The organism is Anoxynatronum sibiricum, assembly GCF_039414295.1.
In the GTDB taxonomy this organism is placed as follows: domain Bacteria; phylum Bacillota; class Clostridia; order Peptostreptococcales; family Tindalliaceae; genus Anoxynatronum; species Anoxynatronum sibiricum.
This window is the reverse complement of sequence record NZ_JBCITM010000023.1, coordinates 1-25422: the sequence shown is the minus strand read 5'-3', so window position 1 is coordinate 25422 and position 25422 is coordinate 1. Positions and strand designations below refer to the sequence as shown.

At 48.5% G+C, this 25422-nt stretch carries 23 protein-coding genes; all 23 read left to right on the top strand.

Annotated features, from left to right (window positions below; all coding sequences use genetic code 11):
* Nucleotides 1-39 precede the first annotated feature (39 nt).
* The 23 genes from AAIG11_RS15695 to AAIG11_RS15585 all read left to right on the top strand — a co-directional run bounded on the left by AAIG11_RS15695 (nt 40) and on the right by AAIG11_RS15585 (nt 24795).
* Nucleotides 40-1932, top strand: coding sequence for an aldehyde ferredoxin oxidoreductase family protein (locus tag AAIG11_RS15695; RefSeq protein WP_343187180.1), 1893 nt, complete (start codon nt 40-42; stop codon nt 1930-1932).
* A gap of 150 nt (nt 1933-2082) precedes the next feature.
* Nucleotides 2083-2487: a hypothetical protein gene (locus AAIG11_RS15690; RefSeq protein ID WP_343187179.1), complete on the top strand. Its 405-nt coding sequence runs from the start codon at nt 2083-2085 to the stop codon at nt 2485-2487.
* A 61-nt stretch (nt 2488-2548) separates the two neighbouring features.
* A complete protein-coding gene (thiS, locus tag AAIG11_RS15685) occupies nt 2549-2746 on the top strand; it encodes a sulfur carrier protein ThiS (RefSeq protein WP_343187178.1) in 198 nt (65 codons plus the stop codon).
* Between the two features lie 28 nt (nt 2747-2774).
* On the top strand, nt 2775-3986 hold the full coding sequence (locus tag AAIG11_RS15680; protein WP_343187177.1) for an RtcB family protein: 1212 nt from the start codon (nt 2775-2777) through the stop codon (nt 3984-3986).
* 31 nt (nt 3987-4017) lie between these two features.
* Nucleotides 4018-4464 carry a chemotaxis protein CheW gene (locus AAIG11_RS15675; protein WP_343187176.1) on the top strand — a complete coding sequence of 149 codons (447 nt, stop codon included), beginning with the start codon at nt 4018-4020 and terminating at the stop codon, nt 4462-4464.
* Between the two features lie 212 nt (nt 4465-4676).
* Nucleotides 4677-5597 (top strand): hypothetical protein, encoded by a 921-nt coding sequence (locus AAIG11_RS15670; RefSeq protein ID WP_343187175.1) that lies wholly within the window; start codon nt 4677-4679, stop codon nt 5595-5597.
* A 213-nt stretch (nt 5598-5810) separates the two neighbouring features.
* Nucleotides 5811-6827 carry an acyl-CoA dehydratase activase-related protein gene (locus AAIG11_RS15665; RefSeq protein WP_343187174.1) on the top strand — a complete coding sequence of 339 codons (1017 nt, stop codon included), beginning with the start codon at nt 5811-5813 and terminating at the stop codon, nt 6825-6827.
* A gap of 2 nt (nt 6828-6829) precedes the next feature.
* Nucleotides 6830-7972 carry a 2-hydroxyacyl-CoA dehydratase gene (locus AAIG11_RS15660; RefSeq protein ID WP_343187173.1) on the top strand — a complete coding sequence of 381 codons (1143 nt, stop codon included), beginning with the start codon at nt 6830-6832 and terminating at the stop codon, nt 7970-7972.
* Between the two features lie 64 nt (nt 7973-8036).
* Complete coding sequence (locus tag AAIG11_RS15655; RefSeq protein ID WP_425499431.1) at nt 8037-8996, top strand: acyl-CoA dehydratase activase; 960 nt, start codon at nt 8037-8039, stop codon at nt 8994-8996.
* Nucleotides 8997-9121: 125 nt separating this feature from the next.
* Nucleotides 9122-9823 (top strand): cytochrome c biogenesis CcdA family protein, encoded by a 702-nt coding sequence (locus tag AAIG11_RS15650; protein ID WP_343187171.1) that lies wholly within the window; start codon nt 9122-9124, stop codon nt 9821-9823.
* A gap of 40 nt (nt 9824-9863) precedes the next feature.
* Nucleotides 9864-10475 carry a peroxiredoxin family protein gene (locus tag AAIG11_RS15645; RefSeq protein ID WP_343187170.1) on the top strand — a complete coding sequence of 204 codons (612 nt, stop codon included), beginning with the start codon at nt 9864-9866 and terminating at the stop codon, nt 10473-10475.
* A gap of 170 nt (nt 10476-10645) precedes the next feature.
* Nucleotides 10646-11755: a rod shape-determining protein RodA gene (gene rodA, locus AAIG11_RS15640; protein ID WP_343187169.1), complete on the top strand. Its 1110-nt coding sequence runs from the start codon at nt 10646-10648 to the stop codon at nt 11753-11755.
* 221 nt (nt 11756-11976) lie between these two features.
* Nucleotides 11977-13344, top strand: a complete 1368-nt coding sequence (gene mgtE, locus AAIG11_RS15635; RefSeq protein WP_343187168.1) for a magnesium transporter — start codon at nt 11977-11979, stop codon at nt 13342-13344.
* Between the two features lie 101 nt (nt 13345-13445).
* Nucleotides 13446-14336, top strand: a complete 891-nt coding sequence (locus tag AAIG11_RS15630; protein ID WP_343187167.1) for a fumarylacetoacetate hydrolase family protein — start codon at nt 13446-13448, stop codon at nt 14334-14336.
* Nucleotides 14337-14366: 30 nt separating this feature from the next.
* The gene (locus AAIG11_RS15625) at nt 14367-15692 is read left to right on the top strand and encodes a glucose-6-phosphate isomerase (RefSeq protein ID WP_343187166.1); all 1326 of its coding nucleotides are present in this window, start codon (nt 14367-14369) and stop codon (nt 15690-15692) included.
* A complete protein-coding gene (murI, locus tag AAIG11_RS15620) occupies nt 15689-16537 on the top strand; it encodes a glutamate racemase (protein ID WP_343187165.1) in 849 nt (282 codons plus the stop codon). The genes AAIG11_RS15625 and murI overlap by 4 nt, the downstream gene beginning before the upstream one ends.
* Before the next feature lie 2 nt (nt 16538-16539).
* Complete coding sequence (locus AAIG11_RS15615; protein ID WP_343187164.1) at nt 16540-18477, top strand: ABC-F family ATP-binding cassette domain-containing protein; 1938 nt, start codon at nt 16540-16542, stop codon at nt 18475-18477.
* A 314-nt stretch (nt 18478-18791) separates the two neighbouring features.
* Nucleotides 18792-20939, top strand: coding sequence for a ribonucleoside triphosphate reductase (locus AAIG11_RS15610; RefSeq protein ID WP_343187163.1), 2148 nt, complete (start codon nt 18792-18794; stop codon nt 20937-20939).
* 158 nt (nt 20940-21097) lie between these two features.
* On the top strand, nt 21098-21793 hold the full coding sequence (locus AAIG11_RS15605; RefSeq protein ID WP_343187162.1) for an anaerobic ribonucleoside-triphosphate reductase activating protein: 696 nt from the start codon (nt 21098-21100) through the stop codon (nt 21791-21793).
* 145 nt (nt 21794-21938) lie between these two features.
* Entirely contained in the window at nt 21939-22895 is a 957-nt protein-coding gene (locus AAIG11_RS15600) for a D-2-hydroxyacid dehydrogenase (protein ID WP_343187161.1), read from the top strand.
* 190 nt (nt 22896-23085) lie between these two features.
* A complete protein-coding gene (locus tag AAIG11_RS15595; RefSeq protein WP_343187160.1) occupies nt 23086-23646 on the top strand; it encodes an RNA polymerase sigma factor in 561 nt (186 codons plus the stop codon).
* Complete coding sequence (locus AAIG11_RS15590; RefSeq protein ID WP_343187159.1) at nt 23639-24382, top strand: DUF4367 domain-containing protein; 744 nt, start codon at nt 23639-23641, stop codon at nt 24380-24382. Before AAIG11_RS15595 ends, AAIG11_RS15590 begins: the two co-directional genes overlap by 8 nt.
* Nucleotides 24383-24591: 209 nt before the next feature.
* A complete protein-coding gene (locus AAIG11_RS15585; RefSeq protein WP_343187158.1) occupies nt 24592-24795 on the top strand; it encodes a hypothetical protein in 204 nt (67 codons plus the stop codon).
* The last annotated feature ends 627 nt before the right edge of the window (nt 24796-25422 follow it).

Genomic DNA, 25422 nt, shown 5'->3' with positions numbered 1-25422 from the left:
GAATCATCAAAAACCAAGAGAAAGAGAGGGAAGGTCAACATGAGTGTATTTCCTGATGCAAAAATTTTGGATGTGAACCTGACAGATGGCACCATCACCACCCGCACCCTGCCGGGAGACATTTACCGGTTGTATCCTGGTGGTTCAACTCTGGGATTGTACCTGGCTTTACAGGAGATGGAGCCCAATATCGACCCCCTGGCCCCAGAAAACATGCTGATTTTTTCAGTGTCGGTACTGACGGGACTGCCCATCAGCGGCCAAAGCCGCCTTGTGATCACCACAAAAAGTCCGTTAACGGGTACCATCGGCGACAGTCAGTCTGGCGGCTTTTTTCCGGCTCACTTAAAAATTAACGGGTATGACGCAGTAGTATTTAAAGGAAAGGCAGCTAAGCCAGTGTATCTCTATATTGACGGTGATGATGTCAGTTTGCGGGATGCCGTCGGCGCTTGGGGTAAAGTCACAGGTGAGGCAGAAAAAGTGATCAAAGATGAACTGCAGGATGAAAATATTGAAATCGCACAGATTGGTCCCGCTGGAGAAAATTTAGTGAAATACGCTTCCGTCATGAACATGAGCAACCGGGCCAACGGCAGAAACGGAACCGGGGCAGTCATGGGCTCCAAGTTACTGAAGGCTGTGGTGGTAAAAAAGGGTAAAGCTCGAAAGGCGGCGGATCAGGAAAGCTTTCGCAAACTCACAGGAAATGTAAGAGATCGCATCAAGGATAATGAAGGAATTGAAGCGTTGGGATTATTTGGTACCGATGGAGAACTCAACGCCACCAACCGAGACGGTTTTTTGGCCACCCGAAATTTCAAATCAGGCCATTTTTTCGAAAAAGCCAAGAAAATCACTGGCACTACCATGGCAAAAACCATCCTGAAAGAAAGAGATACCTGCTTTGCCTGTGCCATTCGGTGCAAGCGAGTGGTTGAAGTGGAGGGAAAGGTTGATCCCTTCTACGGCGGGCCGGAGTATGAAACCTGTGCCACCTTTGGGTCATACTGTGGTAACGACAGTCTTGAAGATATTGCCATCGCCAATCAATACTGTAATATGTATGGTGTGGACACCATCTCGTGCGGTGCTACCATTGCCTTTGCCATGGAGTGCTTTGAAAAGGGACTGCTCACCACTGAAGACACCGACGGTATGATCCTCAAGTTTGGCGATGGTTCAGTTTTCAAGGAATTAATCGAAAAAATTTCACTGCGGCAGGGATTCGGGGATATGATGGCTGAAGGCAGTTACCGAATGGCAGAAAAACTGGGTCCTGAAGCTATTCCATTAAGCATCAGTGTGAAAAAGCAGGAACTGCCAGCGCATATGCCTCAGTACAAACCTGCTGTGGGCCTCATGTATGCAGTGAACAACTTTGGTGCAGATCACCAGTCCTGTGAACATGATCCATTCCTCACCATGCCGCCGGATGCCAAAGAACAGGTGTGGCTGGGAATGCTGGGGATTAACCTTCTTTACGATGATCAATTTTCACTTGACGATAATAAAGTTCGGTTTGCCACTGCCGGTCAGCGCTTTTATTCGATGATGGACACCCTGTGTCTTTGCCAGTTTGCCTGGGGACCAGCCTGGCAGCTCTACGGGCCGGCTGACCTTGTGGAGGCCTGCAGCGCCGGTATTGGATGGGACACTTCAATTCAAGAGCTCATGGAAATTGGTGAAAGACGTATTAACATGATGCGCTGGTTTAATGTAAAAGCTGGCTTCACGGCAGCAGATGATCAATTGCCAGACCGGATCTTTGAACCACTGCCTGAAGGCCCTTCAGAGGGTCATCAGATGAGCCGGGAAGATTTCGAGAAAGCACGCAGCACCTACTATGAGCAAATGGGATGGGATCAGCAGGGGCGTCCAAAAGAGACAACCCTGCAGCGACTGTCTCTGGGGTGGCTTCTGGAGAAGTAACGCAAGTCATTCCGAAAGTAAACGAACGACATAGCGGACTGTTGGCCTGCGGGTTGACTGTCCGCTTATATCTTCCTCGCTATACGCTTTTTCTTGACGAAAGCCAGCCGGTTCCATACAATAAAAGAAAAGCAGAAATCAGGTGATGGCATGGAACCAACCATTCATGATCGGCGAAATCAGCAGAATGGGACAACAAACCATCGGGAACGGCGCAAAGGCCCCGATGTCTGGCTGCGGAGTATTCAGTGGATTGGAATGATTTCCTGGGGATTAATGTTACCCTTGCTGTTTCTCATTGACCGGGCAAAACCTGAGTTCGAGACATTTTTTGACAAAATGTTTGATATTCAGGTGCGTTCCACGTGGGACCAGGATGTTTTTCGATGGGCCTTTTACCTCATGGTGGGTTTACTGGTGTTATCAGCTGGCGGACTGGCCATCAATAAATCCCGCAAAAGACGCCGGGAAGACTATTACCGCATTAACTTGGTCATCATCTTTCTGTTGTCTGCTGCCGGGATTTTATATTATCTGATGAACTTCATCGGATGAACAGCGGCAAATGCTCAACGAGCCAATAGAAAATGGTTCTTTGTAAAAGTGAGGGAAACCGATGCGTATTGTGGTTAATGGAGAATCTGTTGAAACGATGGATAATGCTGTTGTGATGCAGGTGCTTGAACAACAACAGGCAGGGCGAAATGTGGCCGTGTGGGTCAATGAGCGACGCCTGCTGCAAAAAGAATATCCTACATTTTTGCTTCATGAAGGGGACCGCCTGCGAGTGCTTAAACCCCTTGGGGGCGGATAGCTGCAGCTGCCTGAAAGAGGTGCTTCCGATGTTTGAAATTATGCGGGATATACAGGGTAATCAACTGCCCATCCCCATCAAGGTCTGGCTGCCGGATCAGAGTGAACTGGAAGAGGGCTGTTTTCAGCAGGCATTGAACCTGTCCCGATTTCCCTTCGCATATCATCACATAGCCCTCATGCCGGATACACACCAGGGGTTTGGTATGCCCATCGGCGGCATACTAGCAACACGGGATGTGATTATTCCCAATGCTGTGGGTGTGGATATTGGCTGCGGTGTAGCTTTTGCTCAAACCGATCTGCTGTGGGACGACGTCACCTGTCAGGCTATTCACAAATGGGTGGAAGCAATCATGCAAGTGATTCCCCAGGGATTCAGTCATCATAAAGAAAAAATGAAGGCGCAGGCATTGGACGATTTTCAGCGGGACTACCCGGAAGAAAAGCAGCAATCGATACTTTGGAAAGAAATTGAAAGAGGTTATTACCAGATGGGAACCCTGGGCGGCGGAAATCATTTTATCGAGCTGCAGGCAGATGAAGAAAATCGAATTTGTCTCATGATTCATTCCGGATCCAGGAACTTCGGCTATCAGATTGCCCGTCACTTTAATGCCATTGCAGGCAGGCAACGTCGACAATGGCAGAGTTGTGTGCCAACAGCACATCAATTGGATTATTTACCGGTCGACTGCCACGAGGGATGCTCGTATATCCGGTGGATGGAACTGGCCAAGGCTTTTGCCCGCGAGAGCCGGCAGCAGATGCTGCAGACCGCTTTACAGATTGTGGCTGGCCAGCGGTTTGAAGAGAAAGTAATTGACATCTTTGATGTTCATCACAATGATGTTAATCAGGAAGTTCATGGGGGAACAAATGTTTGGGTTCATCGGAAGGGGGCCATCCGCGCCAATGCTGGTGAAAAGGGATTGATACCGGGAGCCATGGGGCGCAGCTCCTTTGTGGTTACAGGCAAAGGGAACGTCAGCTCATTCAACTCCTGTTCCCATGGAGCAGGCCGGGCAATGAGTCGAAAAGACGCACTGCGGCGTTTTTCCAAAGAGAGGGTAATGGAAGAGTTGGCAGTACAGCAGGTGGTTCTGGGGAAGCAGCAGCTCGCGGATGTGGGAGAGGAAGCTCCCATGGCCTACAAGGAGATTGCCTTTGTGATGAAACAGCAGGAAGACCTGGTGATTCCTGTAAGACAGTTGAAAGGAAAGGTAGTTATTAAGGGATAGTGAAGCAAAGCAAACATCAAGGAGGATTAAAATGGAAAAGCAATACGTTGTTTTCAAGCTGAATCAGGAAGAGTACGGTGTCGCCATCAGCCATGTTCAGGAGATCACGGAGATCAAGAGCATCACCAGCGTTCCCAATACACCCGCTTTTGTGGAGGGCATCATCAACCTTCGGGGGAAAATTGTACCGATTGTCAGTATTAAAAAGCGGTTTGACCTGCCTCTCGAGGGAGAGCTTGAGGAACAGCGCATTATCATTATCAATTTGAACGAGAAACAGGTGGGCTTTATTGTAGATGATGCTTCCCAAGTGCTGACTATGGATGAAAATCAGATTGAGAGTCCGCCGGAACTCATCGCAGGCATCGATCGGGACTATATCATTGGTATTGGTAAAGTGGATGAGAAAATCATTGTCCTGCTGGATCTGGAAAAAATTCTCAGTGATAAAGAGAAAAAAGAAATAGAAGCCATGTAATCTGTCTTCAATGCAAACCTGATATCATGTAAAAATCCTGACACAAGAACGCTGTAGGCGGATAACACTCCGCTTGCGGCGTTCTTTGCCTGAATCATCAATTTCTAAAAGCATCCCCTTTGTTCTTTTTGGCAGAATGAGGTACAATATGGATGTAATCATTAGAAATGACGCGGATTGGTTCACTCGAATATGGAAACGAGGGAGTATAAATGAAAAAAAAACAACATCGGGAACCGGGTGCAATGCCACAGGAAATCAGGATGGCCTATGGAAAACTTCTGGGGCTGATGCTACTGGCAGAGCCACGGCCAGAATCGGCCCAAGTCGTCGCATTTTACCGGGCTTTGAGTGGCATCAATCTTAAAGATCGTGACCGTCATGCTGTTCTTGAGTTCATCATCTCCCCTGATACATCTGGTGAAGAGCTGTGCAGGCTGATCCTTGACACGCCGGATGAACAGGAACGTAATCTTCTTCGCTTTACGTTGCTGGAAGACCTCTATCGGATCATGATGGCTGACCATTATGAAGGTGATGAAGAAGCGACATTCTTTATGCGCGCTGCCAGATGGCTGTCCATTCGCCAGGAACATGTTGAACAGGTGCGCAAAAGTATTGAAGAGGCTGCAGGTTACTTGCCGGCAGACGAAAAACCTGCACTGGGAAACCGGGTTATGCATCAGGCAGTTGCAGGGACGGCGGGATTAGCTGTTCCGCTGCTGATGGTGGCAGAAGCAGGTCGCAGTGGTCTGACACCCAGAGGAGTCATCAGTGGTCTTCATGCCCTCAGTCCCGGCAAAAGCCGTCGCCGGTCCATTATTCCAGGGCTGCTGATTACCCTTGCCGCCGGAGCAGCAACATGGCAATGTTCCCGTTGGCTATTCCAACTGCCCCAGTGGCGACGCAACCGTATGGCAGCCCGGATCTCCAAAATTGAAGACAAACAGCTGCGCCAAATCGAAAAAGACCTGCAGAAAGATGAGCAATTGGCACGACGTATGATCAAGCGGCAATCCCGGGAATTTCAAGACTCAGACACATGGCAGGAGCTGGCAGCGTTATTGCTTAAAAGCAGGGCACTGGCCGGTGTTTTGGTAAAAGAAATACGTATCGCACGGGGACTATCTTGATGAAGCAACAGCAAAAACGGTTCTTTGTAATCATATCCAGCACGCAGCTGACAGCAGCAGTATAGTACTGAAGCCATCCTGATTTTGGGATGTTTATCCTGATATGATTGGATGATGACGGGGTATAAAACTTCTGATTGGCAGAAAATCAGCAAAGCGTTATAATGGATTGAAACCGTTTTAAAGCGGTGAGCATGACAGGAGGTTGCGGCTATGAAGGTTGGTATTCCAAAGGCACTGCTATACCATTATTACTTTCCTTTCTGGAAAACCTATTTTGAAGAATTGGGGTTTGAGGTGATGGTTTCTGCATCAACCAACAAAGCCATCATGGATCTGGGCGTGAAAGCCTCTGTGCCGGAGATCTGCGTTCCCATTAAGGTATATTTGGGACACGTGCTGTCGCTGGCAGAAAAGGGTGCAGACTGGCTCTTCATCCCTCGGTTTGTTTCCATTCAAAAAGGTCAGTTTTTTTGCCCCAAGTTCATGGGACTGCCGGATATGGTACGCCACTCATTTCCCCATTTGGCAAACCGATTATTAATTCCATCGGTGGAGAGTTCAACAGATGATCTGGCAACTTCTGTGAAGCAGTACCAGATAATGGAGGAAAAGCTGGGAGTCAGTCGAAGTGACAGCCGAAGGGCGCTTCGAAAAGCCGAAGCAGTCTGGCTGGACTTCAGACGCTGGAGCCTGAAAGGCTATGAAGTGCCTGAAGCAATGGCAATGGCCTTAGCTAAAACACAGGATAGCATCCTTGAAAAGAAAACGGTGGATGCTGGGCATCAGCAGGAAATAACCCTGGGAGTGCTTGGTTATGTGTACAATCTTTATGACTCCATGATCAGTCTGGATATCCTCAGTCGTCTGAGGGAGATGGGCGTTCGCGTGGAAACCTTCGAAATGATCCCGGAACGAGCTTTGAGACAGCAGTTAACAGGAATGCCCAAAACCATGTTTTGGACTTTCAGTGATAAATTGTTTGCAGCAGGCTATCACTTTTTTGAAAAACCGGAAATTGATGGACTGATTCATGTCACAGCCTTTGGCTGCGGCCCGGATTCCATGCTGGGAAAACTGCTGGAGCTGGATTCGGTCAAGTTTCAAAAACCCTTTATGACTGTTCGCATAGACGAACACTCTGGTGAAAATCATTTACAAACGCGCATTGAAGCCTTTGTAGATATGTTGAGGCTTAAGAAACAAATGAACGCTCAAAGAGGTGCGTAGGCATGAAAGTATCATTTCCTTATATGGGGACCACGGTGGTCTACAAAAAACTGCTGGAAATGCTGGGGCATGAAGTGATCATGCCGCCGAAACCCACCCAGCACACCATTAATCTGGGCGTTAAATACAGCCCTGAGTTTGCCTGCTTTCCTTTAAAAGTCATCATGGGTAGTTACTTTGAGGCAATTCAACGGGGAGCAGAGGTGATTGTTACGTCTGGTGGCCACGGCCCCTGTCGGGCGGGTTTTTACGAACGGGTTCACCGGCGAATTCTTGAGACCGAAGGTCACCAGGTGGATTTCATCGTCTTCGACTCCATGTTTCGAAATCGAAAAACCTTTATGGAAAATGTAAAGCGCTTAAAAGGTCAGACACCTATGCATCGCGTCATCCATGCCCTTTGGCTGGTATATGACATGATCGGCAAACTGGATCATCTGGAAAAACAGGTGCAGCGAATACGGGCTTACGAAGTGAATCGGGGTGAGACCACAAGGGTTTGGGAACAGATTCAGAAAATGTTTGATCAGGCGTATACAAAAAAAGCTTTAAGTGAAGCCTTTAACAAGGGCCAAGAGATGATTTCAGCCATTCATTTGAAACAGGTGGACAAAGAAGATCGGATCAGAATCGGCATTGTGGGCGAGATCTACGTAGTAATGGAAGACTCCATCAATATGAAGATGGAGCAGTTGCTGAACAGTCTGGGAGCTGAAGTGGAACGATCTCAATACTTATCTCAATGGGTCACCTACAATATGCTGCCCAAATGGATGAACTGGTCCCACGAAAAGAAAATCCTTCAAAAAAGTGATGGATATTTGCCTATTCAAATTGGCGGGCATGCCAAGCATAATGTGGGTCAAATGATAGATTACAGCCAGCGGGGATTTGACGGCGTTGTTCACCTGATGCCTTTCGGATGCCTTCCTGAGCTGGTTTCACAGAGTATTATTCCTAAAATCAATGAAGACTATGAAATTCCCGTTCTTACGATTTCGTTGGATGAACAGACGGGAATAGCTAATAATCAGACCAGGGTGGAGGCATTCCTGGATTTGGTGAGAGGAAAGCATCAAGAAAAGAAGCAGAGCAGGAATCGTGTCACAGAGTCGGTGACACAGCGGGTGTCACCCACGGGATAACCCCTTACAAGATCATATTTTAATCGATGACCATAGGAGGATGAAATAGTTGCGAGAGCTTTATATGGGTGTGGATGTGGGCTCCGTCAGCACTAACATTGTGGTGGTTGACGAAGCTGTGAACGTGATTTCAAGCCAGTACATCCGAACGAATGGACAGCCCCTTGAAACTGTCAAGGCAGGGTTGAAGACATTGCAGCGACGCTTTCCTGATGATGGTGTGATTAGGGGAGTCGGAACCACTGGCAGTGGTCGTCAACTGGTGGGCGTGATGCTTGGCGCAGATGTCATCAAAAATGAAATTACTGCTCATGCAACAGCCACCATTCAATTTGTTCCGGATGTGCGCACCATTTTTGAAATTGGTGGACAGGATTCCAAAATCATCGTGGTGGAAAACCAGATGGTAACCGATTTTGCCATGAACACGGTTTGTGCTGCGGGCACCGGCTCTTTTCTGGATCATCAGGCTGAGCGGCTGGGCATCCCCATTGAAGACTTTGGAGACAAAGCTCTTTCAGCCGACCGGGATGTGCGCATTGCAGGGCGCTGCACTGTTTTTGCAGAATCAGACATGATTGCCAAGCAGCAATTTGGATTCTCAAAAGCAGAGATTATCAAAGGACTGTGTGAAGCACTGGTGCGCAACTATATCAATAACCTGGGCAGGGGAAAAAAACTGGAACCACCCTTTGTTTTTCAGGGTGGAGTTGCTGCCAATAAGGGAATCATTGCTGCTTTTGAAAAAGAAATCAATCATCAAGTGATGGTGCCGGAACACTATAACATCATGGGAGCTGTTGGCTCGGCCATTTTGGCTCGTAATGAAGTGAAGATCAGTGGAAACGCCACCAGTTTCAGAGGATTTCAGGCTGCTGATCTGGAATTTGTCCCTGCAACATTTGAGTGTGAAGATTGCCCTAATCATTGCGAAGTGATCGAGGTCAAACTGGATGGCCGTATTGTGGCCCGCTGGGGAGACCGGTGCGGCAAATGGACCAATTCAGTCAGTGCCATTGCCTGAGCACCAAAAATGCGGAATAACTGCAAAAAGAAAGCCAGGAGCCTCTGAACCCCTCCGGCGCAGAGGTTTGTTTTCAGAGTATACCCCCTCCCCCTACGGGAGAGGAAACAAAAAGGAGTGATTCCATGCCAGACGTTTCTTGGATGGTTGCACTGGCAGCCGGCGGTATTTCTTTTCTGTCTCCCTGCATTTTACCATTGGTTCCCGGGTATATTGGTTATATCAGTTCAGGAATTGATGAGGTGGAGGGTAGTGAGCCCAATACACGACTGATGGTAATCCGTTCTCTGTTTTTTGTACTGGGATTTTCACTGATATTTATTGCTCTGGGAGCTACTGCAAGTGCGATGGGCCAGTTTCTTTATCAGTATGTGCATCACCTGAACCGGATTGCCGGCGCGTTTATTGTCTTTTTTGGGTTATATCTTTTGGGGGTGATACCGCTGGATCAACTGGGCAAAACCTTTCGGCTGCCACTTCCAAAATCAGGAGGATCTTTGAGCGCTTTTCTCATGGGGTTGGCCTTTGCAGCAGGGTGGACGCCCTGCATTGGGTCCGTGTTGGCGGGAATTCTTTTGTATGCAGGCATGTCCGAAACCATGATGCAAGGCGTTATGTTACTGGGTTTCTACTCTCTTGGACTGGGAATACCCTTTGTTCTCACAGCAGTTTTCCTCAAATACTTTTATGGTTTTATTTCCCGATTTGACCGGGTGCTGGCGGGGATCAGCAAGGCCGGGGGGTTCTTGCTCATTCTTCTTGGGTTGGGAATCTTTTTTGACAAAATGACAGATATTACCATTTGGCTTCAGACCATTGGAATATAAAGGTTTAAACACCAAAGCCATTCGAAAGGAGTGAAGTGTAATGAAAAAAAGCGTCTTGCTGTTGGTGGTGTTGCTGTTGTTGAGCATGGCGGTACTGCAGGCATGCAGCCCGACGGCTCCTGAATCGCCACAGGTGACAGTTGAATCTGCAGAAATAGATGAAGCGGCAATAGAAGAACCTGAAGTAACGGAAGCATCAGAAACAACTGAAATCGACGAACCGCCGGTGGGCATCTTTCAGGGGAATCGCGCCCCTGACTTTACCCTCTATGATTTGGAAGGAAACCAGGTGTGTCTGGAAGATCTTCGGGGAAATCAGGTGGTCTTGAACTTCTGGCACATGGGTTGCCCACCCTGTGTGATGGAAAAGAAAGAAATTCAGGCTTTTCAAGAAGTCCATGAAGATAAAAACATTTGGATCCTTTCCATTAACATCAGAGATTCTCAACAGGCAGTGGAAGCCTATATGGAAGAAAACAATTACACGTTTCCCGTTCTTTTTGATACCCATGACAACTTTGCCGCTGTGGAATACCGTGTTCGGGCAACACCCACCAGCGTGTTCATTGATGAGGACGGACTGGTGAAGCACAGGGTGGAAGGGGCTATGAATGTGGCTTTCATGGAAAATCGTTTGGGATTAAGTGAATGAATGACTTTGAATCATCGGCGCAGCAAAGAATTGCTGCGCTTTTGTTATACAGCCGTTGGTGGGCGCTGTGATGTCTTTTTCAACGGATTGCCAAACGGGAAAAACTGCGTTACACTGTATGCAGGTACAGAATTGGAAAGTATGCATAAGAAGACGCAGGAGTTGAAAAAATGAAACCTGATATGAAGCTTGTCAAAAAAATTGATTTTGGACTCATTGTCCTTGTTTTATTACTGTGTGTTTATGGGCTGGTGGCTATTTCAAGTGCCACGTTAAATCACCGGTTGGGTTCGGCGGCCTTCATTAAGAGCCAGCTGCGCTCTATTCTGGTGGGACTGGCTGCCATGGCTGTAACCATCACCATCAATTACAAAACTTTGAAACGTCTGGCAACACCCATCTATGTGGTAAGCAACCTGCTGTTGGTGCTGGTGCTGGTGGCTGGTACCGGTGCAGAAGATTGGGGTGCCAATCGCTGGATTCGAATTGGAGGGTATGGTTTCCAACCCGCAGATTTCGTCAAAATCGGCCTGATCATCTGTCTGGCCAAAATTGCTGACGATCACCGGGACTTTCTCGACAGTCCCGGTGTGTTGATCAAAATTGGTCTCTTTATGGCACTGCCCATGGGTCTCATTATGATGCAGCCAGACCTGGGTACCACTGTCATCATACTGGCATTTACCGTGGGGATTTTGTTTATGGCAGGGTTGCAGTATCGCTACCTGTTTAGTGCAATGGGGATGGGGCTTATCAGTCTCCCGGTCTTTTGGCATTTCCTTGAAGGTTACCAAAAGACACGTATCTTAATTTTTTTAAACCCTGAGATGGATCCCATGGGTGATGGGTATCAGATCATCCAGTCCAAGCGGGCGGTTGGAGCAGGCATGATGCGGGGGCAGGGATTGTACAAGGGAACCCAGAGCCAATACGGGTTTCTACCGGAGCGGCATACAGATTTCATTTTCTCGGTTATTGCTGAAGAGCTGGGTTTTATTGGGGCGGCGGTTTTATTGCTGTTGTTCTTTGTTCTTCTGGTCAAATGTATCCAAATTGCCATGAACGCCAAAGACCACTTTGGCATGTATCTGGTGATTGGCGTGGTTTTCATGCTTGCCTTTCACATTATCATCAACGTGGGCATGACCATAGGGTTGTTTCCTGTTACGGGGAAGCCTCTGCCCTTCATCAGTCATGGTGGGACCTTTATGTTGACCAATTTCATTGCCATTGGCCTGGTGTTGAATGTGAACATGCGCCGTGACGTGATTAATTTTTAGGAATAACAAGTTAACATATGGAACCCATCAATCACGCCAATTATCAGTTGTTCGCTGAGACAGGCACTTTTGCAAAGCAACTGAAAGTATTTGAGGGAGGTGGAAACGGATGGATTCAGGATCTGATACGCACAGTACGACGCATACCATTGAAAAACTCAGTCAGGAAGACGCCCGTCCTCCCAGGCGGGGTGTCACCTGAAGAAATGTGAGGTGACCCCATGAATGAAGAAATGACATTGTTGTACGAAGAAATGCTGCGGCTCATGGAGGAAAAGCGTTTTTCCCATTTACGGGAACTGTTGGTGGATACAAAGCCGGTGGATATCGCCGAAGCCATGGAAGAAATGGGAGAAGAAGCGCCTGAAAGTACCATTATCGTTTTCAGGCTGCTTCCAAAAGACTTGGCGGCAGAGGTGTTTTCCTACCTTTCCACAGCAGAGCAGTTAAGCATTGTAGGTGCACTTCATGAAAAACAGCTGAAGAACATTGTCGAAGAACTGAACTTTGACGATAAGATAGACTTTCTGGAAGAAATGCCGGCGAATGTGGTGAAACGCATCCTGAAAAATGTAACAGAAGAGGAACGAACACTGATTAACCAGTTTCTCAATTACCCTGAATACTCGGCTGGCAGCCTCATGACCATTGAGTACATTGACCTGAAAAAAGAAATGACTGTGTTTGAAGCCCTTCAACATATTCGCACCACCGGTGTTGACAAAGAAACCATCTATACATGCTACGTACTGAATGAAACCAGAAAGCTTGAAGGAATTGTTTCTCTTCGAAAACTGGTATTAGCAGAAGCACATATGCTGATTGAAGATCTCATGGATGAAGATCTGATTAACACATCCACCTGGGATGACCAGGAAGAAGTGGCCGATCTTTTTAAAAAGTATGATTTGATGACACTCCCCGTTGTTGATCAGGAAGGACGCTTGGTGGGAATCATCACCATTGATGATATCGTAGACGTTATCGAACAGGAAAATACCGAAGACTTCGAGAAAATGGCGGCACTGTTGCCCGGTGACGAAGAGTATCTGGACGCCAGTATTCTTACCATGGCAAAGAAACGCCTGCCCTGGCTTCTGATCCTCATGATCTCTGCCACTTTCACCGGCAGTATCATCAGTCGGTTTGAAGATGTGTTGCAGGCAGTGGTGGTATTGGCCGCAGCCATTCCCATGCTCATGGATACCGCCGGAAATGCCGGCAATCAGTCTTCCACCCTGGTCATTCGGGGAATCGCCCTGGGTGAAATTGAACTGGAAGACTATTTGCAGGTGCTGTGGAAAGAATTTCGCATCAGCCTATTGGTGGGCTTGATGCTGGGACTCATTAATTTTGTCCGCATGCTTCTCATTGTTGAATCCTCAGTGTTAGTAGCGGTGACAGTATCTTTCACCCTGTCCCTTACAGTGGTTATGGCAAAGATTTTTGGCGGTCTGATGCCCATTATTGCCAAAAAAATGAAAGTGGATCCGGCGATTATGGCAGGGCCGCTGATCACCACCATTGTGGATGCCATGGCACTGATTGTATACTTCAATATGGCCAGCCTGATTCTGGGAATTCATTAAGGAACCTGTTTTCCTGCTGGTGTAACTGGATATACAATGAGCATTTTCTTGCAATATCACATTGAGTTTTGCACTTAAGACAATCAAAGGAGGCCATATTGATGAAGCTGATCACCATTTATCATCAGGAAAAAGAACTGCCGGCATTGTTGGTCAATGACGGTCAATCAGCCCTGCCCTTCACAGCCGTACTGGGAGACGAAGCTCCGGCATCAGTGCTTGATCTCATTTTGCTGCAGGACGATCATCTCAATGACAGGTTGAAGCTTGCCCAGGAAAATCCGGGAGAAGGCCAGGTATCCCTGCAAGACGCGCAGCTGCTGGCCCCTATCCCCCATCCTGTACGAAATGTCATTTGCCTTGGCTTGAATTATCAGGACCATGCCACTGAGCTGAAAGACAGCTTTGGAAAACAACGGCAGGTGCCGGAGGCGCCTGTATACTTCGGTAAAATGGCAACAGAAATCGTGGGTCCGGGAGCCATCCTAAAGCGCCATGAAGGGATTACCAATGCCATTGACTATGAGGTGGAACTGGTGGCGGTTATCGGCAAGGGTGGCACCAATATTCCTGCAGAGAAGGCCTTTGAGCATATTTTTGGATACACCATCATGAATGATGTCACTGCCCGTGATTTACAACAGCGGCATACCCAATGGATCAGGGGGAAGAGTCTTGACACCTTTACAGCCATGGGGCCGGCACTGGTGCATCGCAGCCTCTTTAATGATCCGCCGGAACTGGATCTCAGCTGTGCCGTCAATGGTGAAATCCGACAATCTTCCAATACCCGCCAGTTCATCTTTAATCTGTCCTATGTTATCAGTGACCTGTCTCGGGGTTTTACACTGAAGCCGGGCGATCTCATTGCCACTGGAACCCCTGCCGGCGTGGGAATGGGATTTGATCCTCCCCGTTATCTGAAGGCGGGAGATGTGGTAACCTGCACCATTGAAGGAATCGGTACATTGGAAAATCGGGTGGAGGCATAAGAAAGAATTTGTGAAACAGGAGGGAGCTCTATGGAACAACTATTTTTTGATGATGGAATGGCCGGCAGTCTTCTTCGGCAACATGAGCTGGAAGATCTGAAAGCTCAGCTGGAGGCAGTCGACCGAATGCTGGATGAAAAAGATGGACCGGGAAGTGAATTTCTGGGTTGGCTTGACTGGCCGACCCAGTTGGAAACCACCGAGTTAAAACGGATTCACAAAGTGGCTGAGCATCTGCAGGGCCTGGCAGATGTATTGGTGGTCATTGGCATCGGAGGGTCCTATCTGGGAGCCCGGGCCGCCATCGAAATGCTCACCCCCGCCTTTGGAAATTCAAAGGGAATGGAAATTCAATACGCCGGTCATCATCTGAATGGTGATTATCTGAAAGAGCTTTTGGCATACCTGGAAAACAAACAAGTGGCTGTCAATGTAATTTCCAAGTCTGGCACCACCACAGAGCCAGCCATTGCTTTTCGACTCATTAAGGAAATGATGGAACGAAAATACGGAAAAAGCGGTGCGAAGGAACGCGTCGTGGTAACCACAGATAGCGCCAGGGGAGCATTGAAGAATCTGGCAGACAAAGAAGGGTATGAGACTTTTGTGATTCCAGACGATATCGGTGGCCGTTATTCAGTATTAACACCTGTGGGGCTACTTCCCATTGCCGCCGCAGGCATTGATATTGAAGCCATGATGCGGGGAGCAAGGGAAGCTCAGGCCCTTTATCTTGACCAGCCGATCCTGGACAATGCCTGCTATCGTTATGCGGCTATTCGAAATATTTTGCATCGGAAAGGCAAAACCACTGAAGTTCTTGCCACCTTTGACCCCGCTTTTCAGTACCTGGGAGAGTGGTGGAAACAGCTCTTCGGTGAGAGCGAAGGAAAAGATCATATGGGAATTTTCCCCGCATCCCTTCAAATGACCACCGACCTCCACTCTATGGGGCAATATGTGCAGGACGGACAGCGCATTCTTTTCGAAACCATGGTACTGGTGGCAGATAATGGTCAGGAACTTCTCATCCCGGATACGGGAGAAGACGATGACGGGCTGGGATACTTGGCAGGCAAACCGGTTTCGCTGGTGAACCACAAAGCCATGGAAGGAACCGCCATGGCCCACATGGACGGCGGCGTTCCCGTGCTGAAAATCACCATTCCTGAAAAAAGTGCCTATTGGACAGGCCATCTGTTTTACTTCTTTATGAAGGCTTGCGCCGTCAGTGGTTACTTGCTGGGAGTGAACCCTTTCAACCAGCCAGGGGTGGAAGCTTACAAGGCTAACATGTTTGCGCTGCTGGGTAAACCCGGATCTGAAACGCTGAAAGAGGAGCTGGAACGGCGATGACAGTCGTCAAATCCAGGGAACAGGGAATCGGTATTTTTGATTCCGGCCTGGGAGGGTTGAGCGTGCTGGCAGACCTGACCAAAGTCCATCCCGGCGATGAATTTCATTATTATGCTGACACCCATTTTGCTCCTTATGGCGAAAAAAGCCGTGATCTGGTGCGGAAGCGGGTGTTGGAAGTGGCTGAAAAACTGTTGCAGCGACACATTCGGCTGTTGGTGATTGCCTGCAATACGGCCACCAGTGCAGCGGTGGAAGAATTGCGACAGCTTATGCCCATTCCCGTGGTGGGCATGGAGCCGGCACTGAAACCAGCGGTGTTGGGTGAAACACCGTTGCGGATCGTTGTGGCGGCCACGCCGCTGACACTGAAAGAAAAAAAATTCTCAGCATTGCTCCAGCAAAACAAGGGCTTACACGACATCATTCCCTTACCCTGCCCCGGACTGGTGGAAGTCATTGAAAATGCAGGGCCAGGTTCCCGTCAGGTGGATGAAAAGATGGCTGAGCTTCTGGCACCTGTGGCACAAACCCCGATACACCGGTTGGTGTTGGGGTGTACCCACTATGTGCTTATTCGACCCCAATGGCAGCAGGCGGTTGGTGACGGTACTCAATTGGTGGACGGCAATGAGGGCACCGTCAGGCAGGCCCTTCGGTTGCTCCCTGCCACCAATGAACAGGAGAAACATGCGTCCACAGCCCGTATTCACCTGATGACTTCTGCTTCAGGGTTGGCACCCAGGGAAAAGATGAAACATATTCTACATGAGCAGCTCCTTCAGAGGGGGCTGCCTGCGGCACTATTGGAAAAACAAATGCAGATCATACTGGAAGAGGAATAGCGATGAATCAAGTTACCTTACACCAAGTGACCCATCACTACGGCATTAAACTGCTGCTGAAAGACGTTACCTTTCATGTTACCGATGATACCCGCCTGGGGCTCATCGGCATAAATGGTACCGGAAAAACCACACTGTTGCGTATTTTGGCAGGTGCGCTGACCCCTGAATCGGGAGAGGTTGCCTTTCACCCCGACACTCAATGCCAAATGGTGGATCAAGACCCGCAGCTTTCTCCGGAACTCACCGTGTTGGAGGCCGCCTTTCAGGGTGGTGACCAACAGTGCCGCCTGGTGCTGGCGTACCAGCAAACACTGAACCGCCTTCAGGAAAAACCGGATGAACCCCAATTGCAACAGCGCTTGCTGGAACTGCAGCAGCAAATGGATAGTCAGAATGCGTGGGATATGGAAACCCAGGCCCGGGTGATTTTGACTCGTTTGGGGCTCCCGAATGTACATGCCCGGGTGGAGACCCTTTCCGGCGGCCAGCGGCGGCGCATTGCCCTGGCAGGAGCACTCATTCGACCTGCCAGCCTGCTGATTTTGGATGAACCCACCAACCATCTCGACCTGGAAATGATCGAATGGCTGGAAACCTACCTTCAGCAACGCAAAGGCGCACTGGTGATGGTCACTCATGACCGCTATTTCCTTGACCGGGTGGTGAATCAGATTGGAGAACTGGAAGACGGCACACTGACCCTTTACAGTGGAAGCTACAGTGAATACCTGACACAGAAAGAAGAACGCATGGCCAAAGAGGCGGCCACCCAGCGAAGGTTGCAAACCCTTTTCAAACAGGAGCTGGCGTGGATTCGCCGGGGAGCCAGAGCCCGTACCACCAAGCAAAAAGCCCGCATTCAGCGCTTTGATCATTTGGAAGAATCACTGGTAAAAAATCAGGAAACCAACCTGGACTTGCCAGTGTTAACTCATCGGCTGGGCAAAAAAGTCATGGAACTGAAACAGGTGAGCGTTGCCTACGAAGGACAATCGCCGGTGATCCAGAACTTTAACCTGTTGCTGAAGCCCGGAGAAATTGTGGGGCTGGCAGGCCCCAACGGCAGTGGCAAAAGCACCCTGATGAAACTGATGGCAGGAGAGCTGGAGCCTGTAAAAGGAACTGTGGAACGGGGAGAAACTGTGCGTCTGGCCTTTTTTCGTCAGGAAAATCAGGAGCTGAATGCCCAGCAAAGAGTATTGGAGTACATGCGGGAAGGTCGGGAAGTGATTACCCTCAGCCAAAACCAGCGAATCACAGCTTCTCAAATGCTGGAACGATTCCTGTTTTCCCCTGAAAAACAGTGGACCACAGTGGGTTCCCTTTCCGGCGGCGAAAAACGTCGCCTGTTGTTGTTAAGGCGCCTTATGGAAGAACCTAACCTCCTGCTGTTGGATGAACCCACCAACGACCTGGATGTGGTCACGCTGGCTGTGCTGGAAGACTATATTGACCAGTTTCCCGGAACGGTGGTCATTGCCTCTCATGACCGATATTTGATGGACCGTCTGGCAGATCGGCTTATTGTATTTGGATCCGATGGCAGCGTGACAGAAACAGGCCTTTCATGTAGCGAATGGCTGAAAGAACAACGTTCCAGAGAAAAGGAACTGGGTGATGCAGCAAAAGCAGCAGAAGCTGAAAGAACCGAAAAAAGAGCTGGTACACCAAATCAACCACTGAAAAGAAGCCAAGCAGAACGTCCCCTTAAATTCACCTATAAAGAACAACAGGAATATGACACCATCGAAGAACGCATTGTAACCCTTGAAAAATCCATCAGTTCACTTGAAGAAGCCATGCTGGAAAAAGCCGCCGATTTTCAGTTTCTCGAAACTGCCACCGCAGAAAAACTGGCACTGTTACAGCAAATGGACGCACTGTTGGAACGGTGGACATATCTGTCAGAAAAAGCGGAAACCATTGCTGAACAATAAACAAGGGCCACCCTTCAGCTGAATGTGAAATAGGTCTTTAGACATAACTCCTGTCAAAGACCTTTTGAATTGCCTGCAATCAGCGGGCTTCTTTTGTGGAAAAACTGTTTTTATCCAATGTCAAGGAAAAATATCGTGGGATCAGCTGAAAAAAAGCCGATGATTCGTGAGAAGGAGAAAGAAGAAGCTATTAGACAGAAAAACAGTAAAATCAAGGATTTTGGCATTTTGAAATCATTTCAAAATAGGCTAAAATATACCATATGTTGTGCATTCATTTTTAGCATGCTACTAAATAAAGGAGGTTACGGATCGTGGCCATTACCAAGATTCAAAAAAGAAACGGGGAAATTGCTGATTTCCAGTTGACAAAAATTAAAGATGCCATCTTCGCCGCGGTGAAGTCCGTGGGGGGAAGTGATGAAATAAGAGCCGGCAGCCTGGCAAAAAAAGCAGAGGACATCCTCAACGAAACCTTTCGGGCCAGCATACCGTCTGTTGAAGACATTCAGGACATTGTGGAAAAAGTGCTCATTGAAGAAGGCCATGCCAAAACGGCCAAGGCATACATACTTTACCGCAAGCGGCGGGAAGAGATTCGGGAAGTTAAAAACCTGTTCATGGATGCAGAAGAAATGGTGGAAGAATACGTGAGCCTGGCCGACTGGCGGGTGAATGAAAACGCCAATATGGGTTTCTCTCTCCAGGGACTGAACAACCACATTGTGGAATCCATCAGCTCCAAATACTGGCTGAACAAAATCTACCGAAAAGAACTGCGGGACGCCCACGTACGTGGCGACCTGCACATTCATGACTTGGGGTTGCTGGCACCCTACTGCTGTGGCTGGGATATGGAAGATTTTCTCCGCAGAGGCTTTAAGGGAGCCAAGGGAAAAGTGGAGTCTAAGCCGCCCAAACACCTAGAAACCGCATTGGGACAACTGGTAAATCTGCTGTACACCCTTCAGGGGGAGTCAGCCGGTGCCCAGGCGGTTTCCAGCATTGATACTTATTTGGCGCCTTTCATCTACTACGATGAGCTGGACTATGCCCAGGTAAAAAAAGCCCTGCAGCGATTTGTGTTTAACCTGAATATTCCCACCCGGGTGGGCTTTCAGACCCCCTTTACCAACATCACTCTGGATATCGCCCCCCACCCCATGCTGAAAAATCAGCCGGTTACCATTGGCGGTGTTTCCATGGATAAGACCTACGGAGAGTTTCAAAAAGAAATGGACCTGTTCAACATGGCTTTCTGTGAAGTGATGATGGAAGGTGACGGGGCCCAGCGGGCTTTCAGCTTCCCCATCCCCACTATCAACATCACCCCCGACTTCCCCTGGGAGTCTGAGGTGGCCGATGCCATCATGGAAATGACCCGTAAATTCGGCACCCCCTATTTCGCCAACTTCCTCAACTCCGATATGTCACCGGAGGATATACGCAGCATGTGCTGTCGCCTGCGGCTGGATAACCGGGAACTGCGCAAGCGGGGCGGTGGTCTCTTTGGCGCCAATCCCATGACAGGCTCCATTAACGTGGTGACGCTGAACATGGCCCGCATTGGTTACCTGACCAACAATCCGGAAGAGTTCAAACGAAGGGTGCGGGAACTAATGGAGCTGGCCCGGGAAATCTGTGATGAAAAACGACTGGTGCTGGAAAACTACATGGAATCAGGCCTTTATCCTTATTCAAGGTACTATCTTCAAAGCGTCAAAGACTCCACGGGAGAATACTTTAAGAATCATTTCTCCACCATTGGCCTCAACGGCATGAATGAAGCCTGCCTAAACCTGCTGGGAGTCGACATCACCAGTGAAGAAGGTCAGGAGTTTGCCATTGACATCATGGAGTTTATGAACCGGGTGATTTCCATCTTCCAGGAAGAAACAGGAAGCCTGTGGAATCTGGAAGCCTCTCCGGCAGAGGGAACCTCCTACCGGTTCGCCCGCATCGACAAAGCCATGTACCCCCGCATCATCAGCCAGGGAGAGAATGAGCCCTATTACACCAACTCTACCCAGCTGCCTGTGGGACACACCAAAGATATTTTTGAAGCCATTGAAGCCCAAGAGCCCCTTCAGACAAAATACACCGGCGGCACCGTGTTCCATGGGTTCATCGGTGAAGAAATCGAGAACGTTGAAACCGCCAAGCTGCTGATTAAGCGAAGCTTTCAGCATTCCCACATGCCCTACATGACCCTGACACCCACCTACAGCATCTGTTCTGAACACGGCTATTTAAAGGGCGAGCAGTTCACCTGCCCCCACTGCGGCAGCGAGGCAGAGGTTTGGACCCGGGTGGTGGGCTTCCATCGACCGGTACAGTCCTGGAACAAAGGAAAAAAAGAAGAGTTTAAAGATCGGTTGGAGTTCGATACCCAAGTAAGCCTGGAAGGTGCAACCGCCAGTGCTCAGGCAGTACAGGAAAAAAACGCTGTGAAAGCTGGGTAAGGCGCTGCGTGCCAGCCCGATGACAGACCATTAAGAGTAGGGGGAGTTCCATTGAGGGGGACTCCCCTTCTAATGCCATGACGTTTTTTCTTGCCATGTCACCCATTTTGCTTTAGGATGAAAAGAGGAAAACGATTTACCCAATCCAACAAACCGAGGTGAAGCGTGTGCGCATTGGCGGCATTCAGAAAACATCGCTGATTGATTATCCCAACGGGCTATCCACAGTGCTATTTTCAAAGGGGTGCAATTTCCGCTGCCCTTACTGTCATAATGCTGAATTGCTGGAAGGGGAAGGAGAAGATCTTGACCAGAAACAACTATTGGAAGAATTGGCAAGACGCGCCCATCTCATCGATGCAGTGGTCTTTTCAGGGGGGGAGTGTACCCTCACCGACGACCTGTATGACCTGGTGGTGGAAGTTCGAAAACTGGGCTACCTGATTAAAATTGACACCAACGGCACCAACCCTGAGTTGTTGGAGCGCTTGCTGAAAGAAGGTCTGGTGGATTATGTGGCCATGGATATCAAGGCACCTCCAGAGCGTTATGAAGCAGTTGCCGGCGTACCGATGGATGAAGCCGTTATTAACCGCAGTATTGAACTCATCAGAACCCACCTGAAGCAATATGAATTCCGCACCACTGTCTGTCAGGAGCTGCTTTCCCGGGAAGATTTGCTGGCTATCGCCTATTGGCTGAAAGGCAGCAAACGTTATGTGCTCCAAAATTTCCGGGACAGCAAAAATGTGCTGGCCGGCAAAGGCTGCTTTCATCCCTATAAAGAAAGCTTTTTAAAAAGCGTTCGAGATGAAATGAAGCAATGGTTTGAAGAAGTGATCATACGGCTGTAGTGATGAAAGGCGCTTTGAAAGGACTCCCGGACAGCTTTTTCGGGTGTCTTTTTGTTTTGCAGTCAATAACCTGACCCATACTGGGTAAATATGTGACGTAACCTGTGATCATGACACAATGAGTGAAAGAAACGGAGTGGAGCCCATGCGAAAATTAGTTGTCTATGCCCCCAAATACCTGAAGGTTGACCGGGAAGCATTTGAAAAACTGCTGCCAGCAGACGAGTGGCAGTTGGAGACCGTGATCCGGCCGGAGGAACTGGCTGAAATCATTGAAGATGCCGAAGTACTGGTGGCATTTCCCTGCGAGATGGATATTCTTCGAAAAGGCCGTCGGCTCAAATGGGTACAGGCCCTCAGCGTGGGGGTGGATGCCTTCCCCCTGAAAGAACTGATAGATCAGGGAGCGGTGGTCACCAATGGCAAAGGGATACACCGCATTCACATGGCCGAGTATGCCATCGCCGCCATGGTGATGCTGGCTCGCAGCATTCATTTGCTGATGCGACGCCAGTTTAGCGGCCAGTGGGATCGCAAGTCCCTGCAAGGGGAAATTAACGGCGCCACCCTGGGTATTCTGGGTTTGGGAACCATCGGTGAAGAGGTGGCCCATAAAGCCCAGTTCATGGGTATGCGGGTGTTTGGCCTGAAAAACAATCCCCGTGAAGTACCCCATGTGGAAAAAGTGGTGGGCATGGAATCCATTGAATGGCTCTTCAGCGAAAGCGACTATATTGTCAACCTGCTGCCGGGTACCCCAGCCACAGAACACCTTGTTAACCGCGCCCTGCTGGAAAAAATGAAACCGGAGGCCTGCCTCATTAACATGGGCCGGGGCAGCACCATCAAAGAAACCGACCTGATTGAGGTGCTGCGGGAAGGGAAGATCCGAGCCTTTTGGTCCGATGTGTTTGAGGCGGAGCCCTTGCCGGAGAACAGCCCCCTTTGGCACATGGAAAATGTGGTCATCACCCCCCACATCTGCGGCGAATCCACCAAATACATGGAAAAAGCCATGGAAATTATCTCCCATAACCTGCAGGTGTATCTGTCGGGAGAAGGCACCATGATGAACCTGGTGGATCCTCAAAAAGGCTATTAAGCCGCCATCGGCTCTCTAATAACACCCATTAAGAAACCACTTATCAGCAGCCAGCTTCTCAGCCTTTCACAGGCTGTCAGGTTGGCTGCTTTTGAATGGTATGTTAAAATGAGGGAAATCAGGCAGACATTTTCCCGTAAAACTTCGCCTTGGCATTGAAAGGAATGAAATAGAGATGCTTCAGTTTCTCATGGTCATACCGAATCCAGAAATAAGAAGCAAGCTGGAGATGGTCTATCTGAAATACCAAAAAGTAATGTACTATATGGCTTTGAAGATATTGAAAAATCCCCAGGATGCTCAGGATGTGGTGCAGGCATCGGTGATCAAGCTGGCTCCCTACATGGAAAAAATGGAAGACATCGACTGCAACAAAACCAAAGCCTATATCGTTACAGTTGTTAGGAACACTTCCATTGATCTGTACCGAAAAAAACAGCGCCGGTCGTTAGTACCTTTTGATGACATTGAAGACCAAATACCCGATGAAGCAGATTCCATGGATAATGTCATGATCCGTGTGGGCGACGCAGCCTGGATTAAAGAAAAGCTGAAGCAGCTGAAGCCTGAATATGCAGAGGTGTTGATGCTGAAGTATTACAGCGATTTTAAAGATCAAGAGATCGCCGACACACTCAGCATTCCAAAAGCCAATGTCAGGGTGCGCCTCTCTCGAGCCAGAACAGCCCTTCGAAAGCTCGTCGAGAAAGAGGCACAACGGGAAGACAGGGAGAAATGTGCTTATGAATAGAAAAAATGAAAATTATCAAGAAGAAGCCGACAAGATGATGGAAGGGTTCTATCGATATGCAGGCTATTATTTAGCGGAAGACATGGCACAATCTCTGGACCTCATGGCAAAAGAAGCCGCTGAAACGCCCTATCCCCCGGCGCTGGACGAATGGTTTGATGACTACATAAGTGGATTGAAAACAATGGAAAAACAGCAGAAAAGACGTCGGTACATCACACGCATTGGCAGAAGGGCGGCCATGGTGTTACTGGCTGTGGGCTGCGGCATGGCTGTACTGGTATTCAGCGTGGATGCCTTCCGTGTCAATATGTTTAATCTGGTCACCGAAATCACAGAGCGCTACACCAGCGTCGATTTCGTCGCCCAGGAAGCATCGGAGCAGGTGATGATCCCTGAAGAATGGCAACAGGTATATCTGCCGGCTTTTGTTCCTGAAGGTTATCAGGTGGCAGACACCATGAGTGTTGGTGACATGCGCATCCTCTTTTATCGTAATGAGTTCGGGGATGAAATTCAGTTTTCTCAGTCTCCCACCGGAGGAAGCTTTCAGCTGGATACAGAAGATGCCGCTACCCAGCAAGTGTTCATCGGACAAAAAGAAGGGCTGTTGGTGGAAAAAGAAGGACTAAGAACGCTTTTGTGGTATGACCATGTGCATACCTTTTATCTCATCGGCAACATCGATGAAGAAACCATCATCCAAATGGCGGAGAGCATTCAACTGGAACAATAAGAACAAGAGAAGTGGTTTTAAGAACAAGAAAAGTGCTTGTAAGGTGAAACTAAAACAGGACGTCAATCTCAGTTTTAGCGGAGGTGCTGCAATGACTCGAAATCAAAAATGGCTAATGGGCCTGACCTGCCTTATGGGATCGGTTCTCATGGCTTGCAGTGGTGTCGGAACAATGGCAAGGGAAGCAATTGACCTGCAACAACATCCGTGTGGCTTATGACGACGAAGCCATTAACCAGAGAGGCTACGCCATGGACTACTGGGAGCAGCTTCAGGAGGGATATGTCTTTTATCTGTATATGCTGGAGGATGACAGGCTGTTTTTCTTGGATGGCAAGATGAATGATGAAGGCGGACAGGGACTGGTGACAGTGCCTTTTGATTTTCAGTGGTTTGAAGGGCTGATCCATTAGCAGGTTGATTACCTTCATCGGGTCATTCACCGCTTTATTTTCAACGCGGGTATGAACATTATCACGATACCGGGTTTTCAAGCCTGGGATTTTTTCATGCTACCTTTGCTGTGCCTGCTCCTTCTGGGCATTTCATATAAAAGTGCCCGTTATTCACTCGAGAAGACGTTGAAATAAAGGGATCAAGAAGGCTGCACAGATATGACGTCTATTTATCATGAAAAACGCAGGGAACTTCCAACAGAAGAAAATGAGTGTAACAGATAGCCTCTCCATGCACAGCTGTAATTTGATCACCTCATTTTCTTCAGGGTTGCGATTAATGATTGGGTTAGTAAGTATGCAGAAGGGAGAAGATAATTAATGCTTGATGGGACATTGATTTTTCAATTAATAAATACGGTGCTAGGAGTTGCTGTTATTGGAGTGGTAATTATATTTATCAGGAAGTTAGTCAATATACCTAATCGCATAAATAAAAATGAAAAAAGCATTGAAAATTGCCTATGCTAATCTGATAGTGAGCCAAAAACAAGCTTTGTGCTGATGAAAAAGTGAGCCACTCTCCAAAATCACCAGATAAGTTGTGCTGATGAAAAAGTGAGCCACCTAATCCAAACTCCTATA

Excerpts from the sequence above, each read along its gene's own strand:
- AAIG11_RS15695 (WP_343187180.1), top strand. The coding sequence starts at position 40 with ATGAGTGTATTTCCTGATGCAAAAATTTTGGATGTGAACCTGACAGAT.
- AAIG11_RS15690 (WP_343187179.1), top strand. The coding sequence starts at position 2,083 with ATGGAACCAACCATTCATGATCGGCGAAATCAGCAGAATGGGACAACA.
- thiS (WP_343187178.1), top strand. The coding sequence starts at position 2,549 with ATGCGTATTGTGGTTAATGGAGAATCTGTTGAAACGATGGATAATGCT.
- AAIG11_RS15680 (WP_343187177.1), top strand. The coding sequence starts at position 2,775 with ATGTTTGAAATTATGCGGGATATACAGGGTAATCAACTGCCCATCCCC.
- AAIG11_RS15675 (WP_343187176.1), top strand. The coding sequence starts at position 4,018 with ATGGAAAAGCAATACGTTGTTTTCAAGCTGAATCAGGAAGAGTACGGT.
- AAIG11_RS15670 (WP_343187175.1), top strand. The coding sequence starts at position 4,677 with ATGAAAAAAAAACAACATCGGGAACCGGGTGCAATGCCACAGGAAATC.
- AAIG11_RS15665 (WP_343187174.1), top strand. The coding sequence starts at position 5,811 with ATGAAGGTTGGTATTCCAAAGGCACTGCTATACCATTATTACTTTCCT.
- AAIG11_RS15660 (WP_343187173.1), top strand. The coding sequence starts at position 6,830 with ATGAAAGTATCATTTCCTTATATGGGGACCACGGTGGTCTACAAAAAA.
- AAIG11_RS15655 (WP_425499431.1), top strand. The coding sequence starts at position 8,037 with ATGGGTGTGGATGTGGGCTCCGTCAGCACTAACATTGTGGTGGTTGAC.
- AAIG11_RS15650 (WP_343187171.1), top strand. The coding sequence starts at position 9,122 with ATGCCAGACGTTTCTTGGATGGTTGCACTGGCAGCCGGCGGTATTTCT.
- AAIG11_RS15645 (WP_343187170.1), top strand. The coding sequence starts at position 9,864 with ATGAAAAAAAGCGTCTTGCTGTTGGTGGTGTTGCTGTTGTTGAGCATG.
- rodA (WP_343187169.1), top strand. The coding sequence starts at position 10,646 with ATGAAACCTGATATGAAGCTTGTCAAAAAAATTGATTTTGGACTCATT.
- mgtE (WP_343187168.1), top strand. The coding sequence starts at position 11,977 with ATGAATGAAGAAATGACATTGTTGTACGAAGAAATGCTGCGGCTCATG.
- AAIG11_RS15630 (WP_343187167.1), top strand. The coding sequence starts at position 13,446 with ATGAAGCTGATCACCATTTATCATCAGGAAAAAGAACTGCCGGCATTG.
- AAIG11_RS15625 (WP_343187166.1), top strand. The coding sequence starts at position 14,367 with ATGGAACAACTATTTTTTGATGATGGAATGGCCGGCAGTCTTCTTCGG.
- murI (WP_343187165.1), top strand. The coding sequence starts at position 15,689 with ATGACAGTCGTCAAATCCAGGGAACAGGGAATCGGTATTTTTGATTCC.
- AAIG11_RS15615 (WP_343187164.1), top strand. The coding sequence starts at position 16,540 with ATGAATCAAGTTACCTTACACCAAGTGACCCATCACTACGGCATTAAA.
- AAIG11_RS15600 (WP_343187161.1), top strand. The coding sequence starts at position 21,939 with ATGCGAAAATTAGTTGTCTATGCCCCCAAATACCTGAAGGTTGACCGG.
- AAIG11_RS15595 (WP_343187160.1), top strand. The coding sequence starts at position 23,086 with ATGGTCATACCGAATCCAGAAATAAGAAGCAAGCTGGAGATGGTCTAT.
- AAIG11_RS15590 (WP_343187159.1), top strand. The coding sequence starts at position 23,639 with ATGAATAGAAAAAATGAAAATTATCAAGAAGAAGCCGACAAGATGATG.